Source organism: Ottowia sp. SB7-C50, from assembly GCF_033110285.1.
Lineage (GTDB): Bacteria > Pseudomonadota > Gammaproteobacteria > Burkholderiales > Burkholderiaceae_C > Ottowia.
Map to the genome: position 1 here is coordinate 2,254,585 of NZ_CP136995.1, position 13,703 is coordinate 2,268,287.

12 protein-coding genes and 1 pseudogene are annotated in these 13,703 nt (G+C 65.4%); 6 read left to right on the forward strand and 7 right to left on the reverse strand.

The genetic code is table 11. The annotated features are described in order from the left end of the window. Window positions 1-111: 111 nt before the first annotated feature. The 4 genes from R0D99_RS10685 to R0D99_RS10700 are packed head-to-tail and all read left to right on the forward strand — an operon-like array spanning window position 112 to window position 3,006. Window positions 112-660, forward strand: a complete 549-nt coding sequence (locus tag R0D99_RS10685) for an NUDIX hydrolase (RefSeq protein ID WP_317748232.1) — start codon at window positions 112-114, stop codon at window positions 658-660. 16 nt (window positions 661-676) lie between these two features. Next, window positions 677-1,444 (forward strand): leucyl/phenylalanyl-tRNA--protein transferase, encoded by a 768-nt coding sequence (gene aat / locus R0D99_RS10690; RefSeq protein ID WP_317751073.1) that lies wholly within the window; start codon window positions 677-679, stop codon window positions 1,442-1,444. Beyond that, window positions 1,441-2,178, forward strand: a complete 738-nt coding sequence (locus R0D99_RS10695; protein ID WP_317748233.1) for an arginyltransferase — start codon at window positions 1,441-1,443, stop codon at window positions 2,176-2,178. Before aat ends, R0D99_RS10695 begins: the two co-directional genes overlap by 4 nt. Window positions 2,179-2,223: 45 nt before the next feature. After that, entirely contained in the window at window positions 2,224-3,006 is a 783-nt protein-coding gene (locus R0D99_RS10700; RefSeq protein ID WP_317748234.1) for an IclR family transcriptional regulator, read from the forward strand. 83 nt (window positions 3,007-3,089) lie between these two features. On the opposite strand, the gene R0D99_RS10705 is transcribed toward R0D99_RS10700, so the two are convergent. The 7 genes and pseudogenes from R0D99_RS10705 to R0D99_RS10735 form a co-directional block, all read right to left on the reverse strand. Then, entirely contained in the window at window positions 3,090-4,448 is a 1,359-nt protein-coding gene (locus tag R0D99_RS10705; RefSeq protein WP_416365999.1) for a serine hydrolase, read from the reverse strand. 118 nt (window positions 4,449-4,566) lie between these two features. Next, window positions 4,567-6,105: a 2-isopropylmalate synthase gene (locus R0D99_RS10710; RefSeq protein ID WP_317748236.1), complete on the reverse strand. Its 1,539-nt coding sequence runs from the start codon at window positions 6,103-6,105 to the stop codon at window positions 4,567-4,569. A gap of 73 nt (window positions 6,106-6,178) precedes the next feature. Next, window positions 6,179-7,537 carry a 2-isopropylmalate synthase gene (locus R0D99_RS10715; protein ID WP_416365872.1) on the reverse strand — a complete coding sequence of 453 codons (1,359 nt, stop codon included), beginning with the start codon at window positions 7,535-7,537 and terminating at the stop codon, window positions 6,179-6,181. Window positions 7,538-7,777: 240 nt separating this feature from the next. Continuing rightward, on the reverse strand, window positions 7,778-8,659 hold the full coding sequence (gene pssA / locus R0D99_RS10720; protein ID WP_416365873.1) for a CDP-diacylglycerol--serine O-phosphatidyltransferase: 882 nt from the start codon (window positions 8,657-8,659) through the stop codon (window positions 7,778-7,780). A gap of 194 nt (window positions 8,660-8,853) precedes the next feature. Beyond that, a complete protein-coding gene (ilvC, locus tag R0D99_RS10725) occupies window positions 8,854-9,870 on the reverse strand; it encodes a ketol-acid reductoisomerase (protein WP_317748238.1) in 1,017 nt (338 codons plus the stop codon). Window positions 9,871-9,944: 74 nt separating this feature from the next. Beyond that, window positions 9,945-10,436, reverse strand: a complete 492-nt coding sequence (gene ilvN, locus R0D99_RS10730; protein WP_317748239.1) for an acetolactate synthase small subunit — start codon at window positions 10,434-10,436, stop codon at window positions 9,945-9,947. Between the two features lie 128 nt (window positions 10,437-10,564). Next, a pseudogene (locus R0D99_RS10735) lies at window positions 10,565-12,345 on the reverse strand (acetolactate synthase 3 catalytic subunit). Between the two features lie 313 nt (window positions 12,346-12,658). Between R0D99_RS10735 and R0D99_RS10740 the strand changes: the two are divergent. After that, entirely contained in the window at window positions 12,659-13,225 is a 567-nt protein-coding gene (locus tag R0D99_RS10740; protein ID WP_317748240.1) for an RNA polymerase sigma factor, read from the forward strand. Further along, entirely contained in the window at window positions 13,222-13,689 is a 468-nt protein-coding gene (locus R0D99_RS10745) for a DUF3619 family protein (RefSeq protein WP_317748241.1), read from the forward strand. The genes R0D99_RS10740 and R0D99_RS10745 overlap by 4 nt, the downstream gene beginning before the upstream one ends. The last annotated feature ends 14 nt before the right edge of the window (window positions 13,690-13,703 follow it).

The following is a 13,703-nucleotide window of genomic DNA, read 5'->3' on the forward strand; positions in this document are numbered from 1 at the left end:
GCAGCCATAGCGTGGGCTATGGCGAGGATTTGCAACGCTGTAGACCGCCCAAACCCACACATGCCAGCGCCACGAGAGGCTGGTTCAGCGTTGCCATAAACTGCCGCCCACATGCAACGCGACCTGATCAAGCACTGCCGCCAGTGCGGCTCCAGCGTGCACCACCGTGTGCCCGACGATGGCGACACGCGCGAGCGCGCCATCTGCCCCGCCTGCGGCACCATCCACTACGTGAACCCGTTGCTGGTGGTGGGCACCGTGCCCTACCTGGGCGACCAGGTGCTGCTGTGCAAGCGCGCCATCGAGCCGCGGCACGGCAAGTGGACGTTGCCGGCCGGCTTCATGGAAATGGGCGAAACCATGCAGCAGGGCGCCGCGCGCGAGACCGCCGAAGAAGCCGGCGCCGAGGTCACGATGGGCCCGCTGTTCAGCACCCTGAGCGTGCCGCGCGTGGGCCAGGTGCATGTGTTCTACCTGGCGCCGATGAAGCACGGGCGCTGCGTTGGCTTTGGCCATGAAACGCAGGAAGTGCGCCTGTTCACCGAATCCGACATCCCCTGGGCCGAGATCGCCTTCACCACCGTGCGGCGCACGCTGGAATGCTTCTTCGAAGATCGCCGGCAAGGTCGCTTCGGCATGCATGACGTGGACATCGCATGACGTGGCAGCGCCGGGCATGAGCGAGCGCGTGGCACTGCCGCTGCTGCGGCCGGGCGACCCTTTTCCGCCGCTGGCGGGCGCCCTGCCCCTGCATTCGGCCGCGCCGGGCTTGCTGGCCGTGGGCGGGGTGCTGGACGTGCCGACGCTGGTCGCGGCGTACTCGTCCACCATCTTCCCGTGGTTCAGCGAGGGCGAGCCCATCCTGTGGTGGAGCCCCGACCCGCGCATGGTGCTGCCCGTGGCGCACTACCGGCTGCACCGGTCGCTGCGCAAGGTGATCCAGCGGTTCCGCGACGACCCGGCCTGCGAAGTGCGCGTGGACACGGCGTTCGCCGACGTCATCGCCGCCTGCGCCGGCGCCAACCGGCCGGGGCAGTCCGGCACCTGGATCGGCCCGGACATGCGCGCCGCGTACGCAAGGTTGCACGAAGCGGGCCACGCGCACAGCGTCGAGACATGGGTACGCGGCGAACTGGTTGCGGGGCTGTATTGCGTGTCCGTCGGGCGCGCGGTGTTCGGTGAATCGATGTTCACGCGCGTGGCCGATGGTTCCAAGATCGCCCTGTCGGCGCTGGTGGCGCTGTGCCGCGCGCAGGGCGTCGCCTTGATCGACTGCCAGCAGAACACCCGCCACCTGGCCTTCATGGGCGCCGGCGAGATGCCGCGCGCCGAATTTGCCGCGCACGTGGCCTGGCTGGCCGCCGAGCCGCCCATCGACTGGCATTTCCAGCCCGTATACTGGAACGAACTCCTGCCCTCTTCGCCCCTGAACGACGACCAGTGACGCACCTCAAGGATCTTCCGCTCCAGGCGCTGCAGTTCTACGCCACGGCGCCCTATCCTTGCAGCTATCTGCCGGACCGCCAGGCCCGCTCACAGGTGGCCACGCCCAGCCACCTGATCCACAGCGATGCCTATTCGGGCCTGGTGCAGAACGGCTTTCGCCGCAGCGGCATGTTCACCTACCGGCCCTATTGCGACGGCTGCCACGCCTGCGTGCCGGTGCGCGTGCTGGCACAGCAGTTTCAGCCTTCGCGCAGCCAGCGCCGCGCGCGTGCGCTGCACGCCGATTTGCAGGTGCGCGTGCTGCGCCTGGGCTACGTGCCCGACCATTACCAGCTGTACCTGCGCTACCAGTCGGGTCGCCACACCGGCGGCGGCATGGACCACGACAGCATCGACCAGTACACGCAATTTCTGCTGCAGAGCAACGTCAATTCGCGCCTGGTCGAATTCCGCGAACCGGCCGAAGGCGATGCACTCGGCGCGCTGCGCATGGTGTCCATCGTGGACGTGCTGAACGACGGCCTGTCCGCCGTCTACACCTTCTACGAACCCGACGCGCGCGCCAGCTACGGCACCTACAGCATCCTGTGGCAGATCGAGCAGGCGCGCGCCCTGGGCCTGCCCTACGTCTACCTGGGCTACTGGATCGAGGGCAGTGCCAAGATGGCGTACAAGGCCCGCTTCCGCCCGCTGGAGCGCCTTCAGCACGGGCAATGGCAGCAGCAGGCATGAGCCCGCCGGACTGCCGCGCGCCCCGATTCACCGCAGGCCACCGACATGCGCCGCCCCAATCCTGACGCCCACCAGACGCCGACCATCCAGGTCATCGAGCGCATGTTCGCGCTGATCGACGTGCTGGCCACGCGCGAAGATTCGATGACGCTGAAGGAAATCAGCGAGCAGACGGGCCTGCATCCGTCCACCACGCACCGCATCCTGAACGACCTGACCATCGGCCGCTTCGTCGACCGGCCCGAGGCCGGCTGCTACCGCCTGGGCATGCGCCTGCTGGAGCTGGGCAACCTGGTCAAGGCGCGCCTGTCGGTGCGCGACGCGGCGCTGGTGCCGATGCGCGAATTGCACCGCCTGATCCAGCAACCGGTCAACCTGAGCGTGCGGCAAGGCGACGAGATCGTCTACATCGAACGCGCCTACAGCGAACGCTCGGGCATGCAGGTGGTGCGCGCCATCGGCGGCCGCGCGCCGCTGCACCTGACGTCGACCGGCAAGCTGTTTCTGGCCGCCGACGACCTGCAGCGCGTGCGCGCCTACGCCATGCGCACCGGGCTGGCCGGCCAGACCCGCAACAGCATCACGCAACTGCCGCAGCTGGAGCGCGAACTGATCGCTGCCCGCCAGTCCGGCGTGGCGCACGACAACGAAGAGCTGGAAATGGGCGTGCGCTGCATGGCCGCCGGCATCTACGACGACCAGGGAAAGCTGGTGGCGGGGCTGTCGATTTCAGCGCCGGCCGACCGGCTGGACGACACCTGGCTGCCCAAGCTCCAGCAGACGGCGCAACAGATTTCTGCCGAACTGGGACACGACGGACAGATCTGAGGGCGGGGCGCCCTCTTCAGCGCCCGTCGACAGCGACCGGATTGCTACTTAAAACGTAGCTTGATCGCCAGTACCCGCGCGCGTCAGCCCGAATATTGATTGGCCGCCATCCGGTTGACAGGGCGCTCGACTTCGATCCAGCGGCGCACGCGCTCGGCGTCGGCCAGGCGGGTGTATTTGCCCGTCGAATCCAGGAACACCATGATCAGCTTGCGGCCACCCACGCGCGCCTGCATCACGAGGCATTGGCCGGCTTCGGAGATGTAGCCCGTCTTCTGCAGGCCGATCTGCCAGTCGGGGTTGTGCACCAGGCGGTTGGTGTTGTTGTACTGCACGACGCGGTTGCCCACGGCCACGTCGTAGCCGGTCGAGGTCGTCAGCTGGCGCAGCAGCGGGTCCTGCGCCGTCGCCTGCACCAGCGTGGCCAAGTCGCGCGCGCTGGAGCGGTTGGCGCTGGACAGGCCGGTCGGCTCGACATAGCGCGTGTCCTTCATGCCCAGCATCAGCGCCCGGGCGTTCATCAGGCCGACGAAACGGTTCAGACCGCCGGGGAAGGTGCGGCCCAGCGCATGCGCCGCGCGGTTTTCGCTGGACATCAGCGCCAGGTGCAGCAGTTCACCGCGCGTCAGCGTGGTGCCGACGCTCAGGCGCGAGCGGCTGCCCTTTTCGGTGTCGATGTCCTCTTCGGTGATGGTCACCATCTCGTCCAGCGGCAGGCGCGCGTCGGACACGATGAGACCCGTCATCAGCTTGGTGAGCGAGGCGATCGGCAGCACGGCATGGTCGTTCTTGCTGACCAGCACTTCCTGCGTGTCCTGGTCCATGACCAGCGCCACGCTGGACTTGAGATCCAGCGGATCGCTGGCCGCGTGCAGGCCCGCCATCTGGCCGAACGACAGGCGCGGCGCGCGGGGCTCGACGGCCGCCGCGGTCTGCTCGGCCACCACCGGATGCAGCGACAGGCGCGTTTCGCGCGAGGCGACGCGCTCCACGCGCGACGGCGCCTGGCGCTGCGCCACGGCCACGGGTTGCGCGCGCTCTTTGTGTTTGGCCAGTCGCACAGCCTTGGCGCTGGTGCGCTCCTCGGCCAAGGCACGCCGGGCGGTTTTGTCGCGGCCGGCCTTGCCGGCTTTCTGGCTGGCCTTGGCCTCGACGATGTCGGCCTTGCCGCGCGCGCCCTTGGCGTGGGCCTGCCTGTCGTGCTTGTCGTGCGCGGGCTTGGCCGCAGCCGCCTTGACCGGCGTGGCCTTGCCGGGCTTGGCGGCGGGCGCCGCCTTGGCCGACGCGGCCTTTTGATTTGACGGCTTGGCGGCGGCCGATTTGGCATCGCCCTTTTTGACCTGGGCCGCGGTGGCCGCCGAAGCCAGGGAAAGACTCAGCAACAGGCCTGCTGAAAGCAGCCCCACACCACGCACCAACTGCTTGCCCAGCGCTTTGCTCATCATCATTTCCCCAATCCAGACACCGATGGGCGCCGAGTGTACTGAAACAGAAAAAGGGATGCAATATCAGTGACTTGCATCCCTTTATTAAATTACTGTGTTAATAAACAGTGAATTCTCAGCCCTGAGCCGCGACCCGATCAGATTTGTCGTGTAACTTGTTGAGGGCACTCAGATAAGCCTTCGCCGACGCGACCACGATGTCGGGGTCGGCACCCACGCCGTTGACCACGCGTCCACTGCTTTGCAGCCGCACCGTCACCTCGCCCTGGCTCTCGGTCGAGCCGCTGATGGCGTTGACCGAATACAGCACCATTTCGGCCCCGCTCTTGACGTGCGATTCGATCGCTTTCAGCGAAGCGTCCACGGGACCGTTGCCGTCGGATTTTCCGTGCACTTCCTTGCCGCCGACCGTGAACACGATCTGGGCGTGTGGCATTTCGCCGGTTTCGCTGTGCTGCGCCAGTGAGATGAAGCCGAAATGCTCTTTCTCGGGCGTCACGCTTTCGTCGCCAACCAGCGCCAGGATGTCCTCGTCGAAGATCTCGCTCTTGCGGTCGGCCAGTTCCTTGAACTTGGCAAACGCGGCCATGATCTCGCCTTCGCTTTCCATCGTCACGCCCAGTTCCTGCAGGCGCTGCTTGAAGGCGTTGCGGCCGCTCAGCTTGCCCAGCACGATCTTGTTGGCGCTCCAGCCCACGTCCTCGGCACGCATGATCTCGTAGGTGTCGCGCGCCTTCAGCACGCCGTCCTGGTGGATGCCGCTGGCGTGCGCAAAGGCGTTGGCGCCCACCACCGCCTTGTTGGGCTGCACCACGAAGCCGGTGGTGTGGCTGACCATCTTGCTGGCCGGCACGATCTGCGAGGTGTCGACGCCGACCTCCAGGCCGAAGTAGTCGCGCCGCGTCTTGACGGCCATCACCACTTCTTCCAGGCTGCAGTTGCCCGCGCGCTCGCCCAGGCCGTTGATGGTGCATTCGACCTGGCGCGCGCCGCCGATCTTCACGCCCGCCAGGCTGTTGGCCACCGCCATGCCCAGGTCGTTGTGGCAGTGCACCGACCAGATGGCCTGGTCGCTGTTGGGCACCTTTTCGCGCAGCGTCTTGATGAAGTTGCCATACAGCTCGGGGATGGCGTAGCCCACGGTGTCAGGGATGTTGATGGTGCGCGCGCCTTCCTTGATGACGGCCTCGCACACGCGGGCGAGGAAGTCGATGTCGCTGCGGTAGCCGTCTTCGGCCGAGAACTCGATGTCGTCCATCTGGTTGCGCGCAAAGCGCACGGCCAGCCTGGCCTGCTCGAACACCTCGTCGGGTGTCATGCGCAGCTTCTTTTCCATGTGCAGCGGGCTGGTCGCGATGAAAGTGTGGATGCGCCCGCTGTTGGCCCCTTTCAGCGCCTCGGCTGCGCGCGCGATGTCGCGGTCGTTGGCGCGGCTGAGCGAACACACGGTGGAATCCTTGATCGCCTCGGCAATCGCCTTCACGCATTCAAAGTCGCCGTTGGACGATGCGGCAAAGCCGGCTTCGATCACGTCCACCTTCAGGCGTTCCAGCTGGCGGGCAATGCGCAGCTTCTCGTCGCGCGTCATGCTGGCGCCGGGCGACTGCTCGCCATCGCGCAAGGTGGTGTCGAAAATGATGAGTTTGTCGGTCATGGTTTGCTCCGTTTTTTGAAGTGGCTCGCGCAGGTAGGTCAAGCGCAAGCCAGGAATTTGATATTGAAAACCGTCAGGCGACGTCCGGTTCACATTGTGCCTGCGCGGCGTCGTTAGCGGCGCGCCCGGGCAGGCCGTATTCACGCTCATACAGTGCCAGCAGGTCGCCCGACGACAACTCGCCCCCTAGGGCGTCCATCACGCGCTGCGCCGCACGGCTGAAGGCCTGCTGGCGCTCGCGCGTCATCACCACGCCGTGGTCGCGCTCGAGCAGATACGCCATGCCGCCCTTGCCCGACTGGCTGTTGACGCGGATGACTGCCTCGTAGCTGCGGCCCAGGTCCTGCGGATCGATGGGCAGGTACGGCACTTCCCACACATCGCCGTCGCGTCGCGCGGCAAAGCCTTTCTTGATGGCGTCCTGGTGCGTGCCCGAAAACGAGGTGTAGACCAGATCGCCCGCGTACGGGTGGCGCGCAGACACCGGCAACTGGTTGCAGTGCTCCACGGTGGCGCGGATGGCATCGATGTTCGAAAAATCCAGCCCCGGATGAACGCCCTGCGTGTACAGGTTGAGCGCGACGTTGACGATGTCGAGGTTGCCGGTGCGCTCGCCGTTGCCGAACAGGCAGCCTTCGACGCGCTGGGCGCCCGCCATCAGGGCGAGTTCGGCGGCCGCCGTGCCGGTGCCACGGTCGTTGTGCGGATGGACCGAGAGCGTCACATTCGGGTGCGCGGCCAGCGCACGCCGCATCCACTCGATCTGGTCCGCAAACACGTTGGGCGTGGCATTCTCCACGGTCGTCGGCAGGTTCAGGATGACTTCGCGGCCCGCGCCCCAGGCAGCGATGGCGGCTTCGCAGGCCTTGAGCGACACCGGCAACTCGGCGCTTGAAAAAGTCTCTGGCGAATACTGCAGCACCCAGTCGGTTTCTGGCATGGCCTCGGTCAGCCGCCGGAGCTGCGTGACCTGGCGCTCGATCAAGGCCAGGGTCTGCGTCACGTTCAGCCCGAACACCACGCGCCGCCACACCGGCGCCACAGCGTTGTACACGTGGACGATGGCACGGCGCGCGCCGGCCAGGGCTTCTACCGTGCGCTCGATCATGTCCTCGCGCGCCGGCGTCATGACCTGGATCGTCACGTCATCGGGAATGCGATCTTCCTCGATCAGGCGGCGCACGAAGTCGAACTCGATCTGTGACGAGGCGGGAAAGCCCACCTCGATTTCCTTGAAACCGATGGCGAGCAACTGCTCGTACAGGCGCAGCTTGCGCGACACGTCCATCGGCTCGGGCAGCGCCTGATTACCGTCGCGCAGGTCGGTGGACAGCCAGCGCGGCGGCTGCGTGATGACCTGGTCGGGCCAGGTACGGTCGCGCAGGCCGACCGGCGCAAAGGCGCGGTACTTGAGATGGGGTTGCTGAAGCATGGCGAGGTTTCCTTGTGGGATTTGGAAGTGACGCACCCGCAACCCGGATAAAAAACGGCCCGTTGCTGGTGCAGACGGGCCGTGGAATCTTGAGAAACGCAAAAACAATACGCGCGCTACCCCTCCCGCCCGTCAGGCGTTAGTAGCAGCGCTAGCGATTTCGCGTTCATGCGGAAAATCATAGCATGCCTGACGAACCCGCACGCCATGGGATTTGTACCGACCCGTGGCGGCGACACGTCACTGATGCAGCCCGCGCTCATCGGGTTCGTCGGTCGACGTGCTGACGATGCTGACGTGGTGGCCCTTGGCGCGCCGCCACACATAGATGACGTAGCCCGACAGCGCATAGGCCACGAACAGCACGAACAGCATGGTCGCCGGCTCGATGCTGATGATGGCGAACACCAGCGCAATCAGTACCAGCACCACAAACGGCACGCTGCGGCGCCCGCCGAAGTCCTTGAAGCTGTAGTACGGGATGTTGGTGACCATGGTCAGCCCCGCAAACAGCGTAAAGGCGAACATGAGCCACGACAGGTCGGTGCGCCCCAGCGGGTCGCTGCCCAGCGTGGTCATCAGCGCCTTGAACAGCGGCACTTCGCGGTGCGCGTTGATGACGGCGTTGGTCAGCCAGATGAAGCCCGCCACCAGCGCCGCGGCCGCGGGAGACGGCAGGCCCTGGAAGTAACGCTTGTCGACCACCGAGGTGTTGACGTTGAAGCGCGCCAGGCGCAGCGCGGCGCACGAGCAGTACACAAACGCAGCGATCCAGCCCCAGCGACCCAGCGGGCGCAAGGCCCACTCGTACGCGATCAGCGCGGGCGCCGCGCCAAAGCTGACCATGTCGGACAGCGAATCCATCTGCTCGCCAAACGCGCTTTGCGTGCCGGTCATTCGCGCCACGCGGCCATCCAGGCTGTCGAGCACCATGGCCGCGAAGATGCCGGTGGTGGCCAGGTCAAAGCGCCCGTTCATCGCCATCACCACGGCGTAGAAACCGCCGAACAAGGCCGCCAGCGTGAACAGGTTGGGCAGCACGTAGATGCCCTTGCGGCGCGGGCGCACGGCGCGGGCTTCGGCAGCGGTCACGGGTGCCGGGTTCGGGGGGGGTGGAATCATCGTCCATGAAATCGGGCCACAAACAAGACAGATCAAGCGGTAAGTGCTCTTCAATATATAGCAAAACGCCGGCTGCGGGTGGCAGCCGACGCTCGGGCGCCATCACGTCCGGCGCTGCAGCCGACCCAGTTTAACGGCACGCGCCAGTAAAAAAGGCCACGCGGGCGTGGCCTTGGGGCTGGTGCGGGTCAGAATCAGTTGCGGCTCTTGTCCACCAGCTTGTTCTTGGCGATCCAGGGCATCATCGAGCGCAGCTGGGCGCCCACCTTCTCGATGCTGTGATCGGCGGTGTTGCGGCGACGCGCGGTCATGCTCGGGTAGTTCAGGCGGCCTTCCTGGATGAACATCTTGGCGTAGTCGCCGTTCTGGATGCGCTTCAGGGCGTTGCGCATGGCCGCGCGGCTCTGCTCGTTGATGACTTCGGGGCCAGTCACATACTCGCCGTATTCAGCGTTGTTGCTGATCGAGTAGTTCATGTTGGCGATGCCGCCTTCGTAGATCAGGTCGACGATCAGCTTCAGCTCGTGCAGGCACTCGAAGTACGCCATCTCGGGCGCGTAGCCGGCTTCGATCAGCGTCTCGTAACCCATCTTGATCAGTTCGACCGCGCCGCCGCACAGCACGGCCTGCTCGCCGAACAGGTCGGTCTCGGTCTCTTCCTTGAAGTTGGTCTCGATGATGCCGGCCTTGCCGCCACCGTTGGCCATGGCGTAGGACAGGGCCAGGTCGCGCGCCTTGCCGCTCTTGTCCTGATGCACCGCCACCAGGTGCGGCACGCCGCCGCCCTGCGTGTAGGTGTTGCGCACGGTGTGGCCCGGCGCCTTGGGCGCAACCATCCACACGTCCAGGTCTTCACGCGGCACGACCTGGTTGTAGTGCACGTTGAAGCCGTGCGCGAAGGCCAGCGAAGCGCCCTTCTTGATGTGGGGCTCGACGTTTTCGTTGTAGACCTGTGCGATCTGCTCGTCCGGCAGCAGGATCATGACCACGTCGGCGGCCTTGACCGCGTCGTTCACTTCCATCACGTTCAGGCCGGCCTTGCCGACCTTGTCCCAGCTGGCGCCGCCCTTGCGCAGGCCGACGACGACCTTCACGCCGCTGTCGTTCAGGTTCTGCGCGTGCGCATGGCCCTGCGAGCCATAGCCGATGATGGCGACGGTCTTGCCCTTGATGAGGGACAGGTCACAGTCTTTGTCGTAGAAAACTTTCACGTGGTTTCTCCTTGGATGATCTGGTTGCTATTTAAAAATGAGCTGCTTGCCCTGACTGGCAAAGCGCTGCGGGCTCAAAGCCTCAACAAACGCTCGCCACGGCCGATGCCGCTGGCGCCCGTGCGCACAGTTTCCAGAATCGCCGACTTGTCGATGGCGTTGAGGAAGGCGTCGTGCTTGCCCTGGTCGCCGGTCAGCTCGATGGTGTAGCTCTTGTCGGTGACGTCGATGATGTGGCCGCGGAAGATGTCGGTGGTGCGCTTGATCTCCTCGCGCTCCTTGCCGACGGCGCGCACCTTCACCATCATGTGCTCGCGCTCGATGTAGGCGCCTTCGGTCAGGTCGACCACCTTCACGACTTCGATCAGCCGGTTGAGGTGCTTGGTGATCTGCTCGATGGTTTCGTCCGAGCCGCGCGTCTGGATGGTCATGCGCGACAGGCTTTCGTCCTCGGTGGGCGCGACGATGAGCGATTCGATGTTGTAGCCACGGGCCGAAAACAGGCCCACCACGCGGGACAACGCGCCCGCTTCGTTTTCAATCAGAACGGCAATGATGTGTTTCATTTCTCAGAGTCCTCTTCTCGCCGCCCTCCCCCGCAGCCGGTAAGCGGCGGGCTTGGCGGGCAATAGAATCTTCTATTTTTTTTGATAGCTGCCGGCGCTTGACTGGCAAGCGCCGGAGCCGCTTTTTATCAAAGGTCTTCAGCCCCCAGCAGCATCTCGGTGATGCCCTTGCCGGCCTGCACCATGGGGAACACGTTTTCCGTCGGGTCGGTGCGGAAGTCCATGAACACGGTGCGGTCCTTGAGCTTGCGCGCCTCGCGCAGCGCCGGCTCCACATCCTGCGGCCGCTCGATCAGCATGCCGACGTGGCCATAGGCCTCGGCCAGCTTCACGAAGTTGGGCAGCGCATCCATGTAGCTGTGGCTGTAGCGGCCGGAGTATTCGATCTCCTGCCACTGGCGCACCATGCCCAGGTAGCGGTTGTTGAGCGACAGGATCTTGATCGGCGTGTTGTACTGCAGGCAGGTGGACAGCTCCTGAATGCACATCTGCACCGAGCCTTCGCCCGTCACGCAGTACACCTCGCTCTCGGGCTTGGCCAGCTTGATGCCCATGGCGTACGGAATGCCCACGCCCATGGTGCCCAGGCCCCCCCCGAGTTGATCCAGCGGCGCGGCTCGTTGAACTTGTAGAACTGCGCAGCCCACATCTGGTGCTGGCCGACGTCGCTGGTGACATAGGCGTCGGCGTCCTTGGTCATGTCCCAAAGGGTTTCGATGACCTTCTGCGGCTTGATGACGTCGGTGTTGGCGCGGTCGTACTTCAGGCAGTCGCGGCTGCGCCAGCCGTCGATCTGCTTCCACCAGTCGGCCAGCGCGGCCTCGTCGGGGCGCGTAGTGCCTTCGCGGATCATGCCGATCATCTCGGTCAGCACGTCTTTCACGTCGCCGACGATGGGCACGTCGACCTTGACGCGCTTGGAGATGCTCGACGGGTCGATGTCGATGTGGATGATCTTGCGTTCGTTCTGCGCGAAGTGCTTGGGGTTGCCGATCACGCGGTCGTCAAAGCGCGCGCCCACGGCCAGCAGCACGTCGCAGTTCTGCATGGCGTTGTTGGCTTCCCAGGTGCCGTGCATGCCCAGCATGCCGACAAAGCGCCGGTCGGTCGCCGGGAAGGCGCCCAGGCCCATCAGCGTGTTGGTGACCGGGTAGTTCAGCAGGTCCACCAGTTGGCGCAGCTCAGGCGTGGCGTTGGCCAGCAGCACACCGCCGCCGGTGTAGATGTACGGGCGCTTGGCGTTCAGCAGCAGCTGCAGCGCCTTGCGGATCTGGCCGCCGTGGCCCTTCTTCACCGGGTTGTACGAGCGCATCCCCACCCTGTCCGGGTAACCGGTGTAGGTGGCCTTGTTGAACGACACGTCCTTGGGGATGTCGACCACCACAGGGCCGGGACGGCCCGAGCGCGCGATGTGGAAGGCCTTCTTCATCACGTCGGCGATGTGGCGCGCGTCCTTCACCAGGAAGTTGTGCTTGACCACCGGGCGCGTGATGCCCACGGTGTCGCATTCCTGGAAGGCATCCAGCCCGATCGCCGCCGTGGGCACCTGGCCGGTGATGATCACCATCGGGATCGAATCCATGTACGCGGTGGCGATGCCGGTGACCGCGTTGGTCACGCCGGGGCCGGAGGTGACCAGCGCCACCCCCACGTCGCCCGTGGCGCGCGCATAGCCGTCGGCGGCGTGCACAGCGGCCTGCTCGTGGCGCACCAGCACGTGCTGGATGGTGTCCTGCTTGTAGAAAGCGTCGTAGATGTGCAACACCGCGCCGCCGGGGTAGCCCCAGACGTACTTCACGTCTTCGGCCTGCAGGGCCTTGACGAGGATTTCAGCGCCACGGAGTTCTTCGGAGTCGCTGCGCGAGGATGCGGCAGCGGCCGACTTGAGTTCGGCTTTGGAGATTTCCATTTTTAGATCAACCTTTCGAGAATTTCTCTGACGAAAAACCTTGGGTGCCCCTTGCCAGCCCTCGTGAGGCCGCTTCAGGACTTGAGGCCACGCGCCATGGGCAGACTTTGAATGCTGTCTGCCGGACGGTGACCCGTTTGCCTTGATGATGACTGCAATTGCGCATTATCGCACTGCAACATGGGCTGTGGCAGGCCAATGCGGCAAAAAAGCGTGGCCGGATGCCATAATCGCCCGGCGCCGCCACCCGCTCCCGTGGGTTTGACCCGGTACAACGCCCGCTTCACCCACCGTCCTTTCGCCCGCGCCAACCTTGGCCACCGAACAAGAACTCTCCGATTTTCTCAAGAGCGTCGAGAAGCGGGCGTTCAAGCGCGCCGTCTACCACGTGCGCGACGACGACGCGGCGCTGGACATCGTGCAGGACAGCATGATGAAGCTGGCCGAGCACTACGGCGACAAGCCGCCGGCCGAACTGCCGCTGCTGTTCCAGCGCATCCTCTCCAACACCACGCTCGACTGGTTCAGGCGCCAGAAAACGCGCAACGCCGTGTTCTCGAACATGAGCGACTTCGAACCCGCCGACGGCGACGGCGATTTCGACCTGCTGGAGGCCTTTGCCGGCGCCAGCGACTCCGAACAGGTCGAGAGCGCCGAAGACTCGACGCGACGCGCCGAAATCCTGCGCGCCATCGAAGTGCAGATCCAGGCACTGCCCAACCGTCAACGCGAGGCATTTCTGATGCGTTACTGGGAGGAAATGGATGTTGCCGAGACGGCGGCGGCCATGGGGTGTTCGGAGGGCAGCGTCAAGACGCACTGCTCGCGCGCAGTCCAGGCGCTGGCCAAGGCATTGCGAGCCAGGGGAATCCTGCCATGAACACCAACTACAGTCATCTGCACCAAGAAACCCTGCAAAACCGCTTCGGCCTGCGTGTGGCAGCCCGCCTGTCGTCGGGCGCCGAGGCGCTGCCGCACGACATTGGAGAACGGCTGCGCGTGGCGCGTGAGCAGGCCGTGGGCCGGCGCAAGCAGCCGGCCGCGGTCGTCCGCCGCCGCACCGCCAGTGCGGTGTCGCTCAACGGCCGCACCGCCACGCTGAGCTTTGGCGACGACGGACTGGGTTTCTGGGGCCGTCTGGCTTCGGCCGCGCTCGTGGTGGTCATGGCGGCCGGCCTGGTTGCCATCAACGTGACGCAAAGCGACAGCCGCACCATGGAAGTCGCCAACCTGGACGCCGCGCTGCTGACCGACGACCTGCCGCCCGAGGCGTACGCCGACCCGGGCTTTCTGCAATACCTCAAGACCGGCTCGGTGGGCACCAACGCGCCCGCCGCCCGGTAAGACCAAACCTTACC

Excerpts from the sequence above, each read along its gene's own strand:
- R0D99_RS10685 (WP_317748232.1), top strand. The coding sequence starts at position 112 with ATGCAACGCGACCTGATCAAGCACTGCCGCCAGTGCGGCTCCAGCGTG.
- aat (WP_317751073.1), top strand. The coding sequence starts at position 677 with ATGAGCGAGCGCGTGGCACTGCCGCTGCTGCGGCCGGGCGACCCTTTT.
- R0D99_RS10700 (WP_317748234.1), top strand. The coding sequence starts at position 2,224 with ATGCGCCGCCCCAATCCTGACGCCCACCAGACGCCGACCATCCAGGTC.
- R0D99_RS10705 (WP_416365999.1), bottom strand. The coding sequence starts at position 4,448 with ATGAGCAAAGCGCTGGGCAAGCAGTTGGTGCGTGGTGTGGGGCTGCTT.
- R0D99_RS10710 (WP_317748236.1), bottom strand. The coding sequence starts at position 6,105 with ATGACCGACAAACTCATCATTTTCGACACCACCTTGCGCGATGGCGAG.
- R0D99_RS10715 (WP_416365872.1), bottom strand. The coding sequence starts at position 7,537 with ATGCTTCAGCAACCCCATCTCAAGTACCGCGCCTTTGCGCCGGTCGGC.
- pssA (WP_416365873.1), bottom strand. The coding sequence starts at position 8,659 with ATGATTCCACCCCCCCCGAACCCGGCACCCGTGACCGCTGCCGAAGCC.
- ilvN (WP_317748239.1), bottom strand. The coding sequence starts at position 10,436 with ATGAAACACATCATTGCCGTTCTGATTGAAAACGAAGCGGGCGCGTTG.
- R0D99_RS10745 (WP_317748241.1), top strand. The coding sequence starts at position 13,222 with ATGAACACCAACTACAGTCATCTGCACCAAGAAACCCTGCAAAACCGC.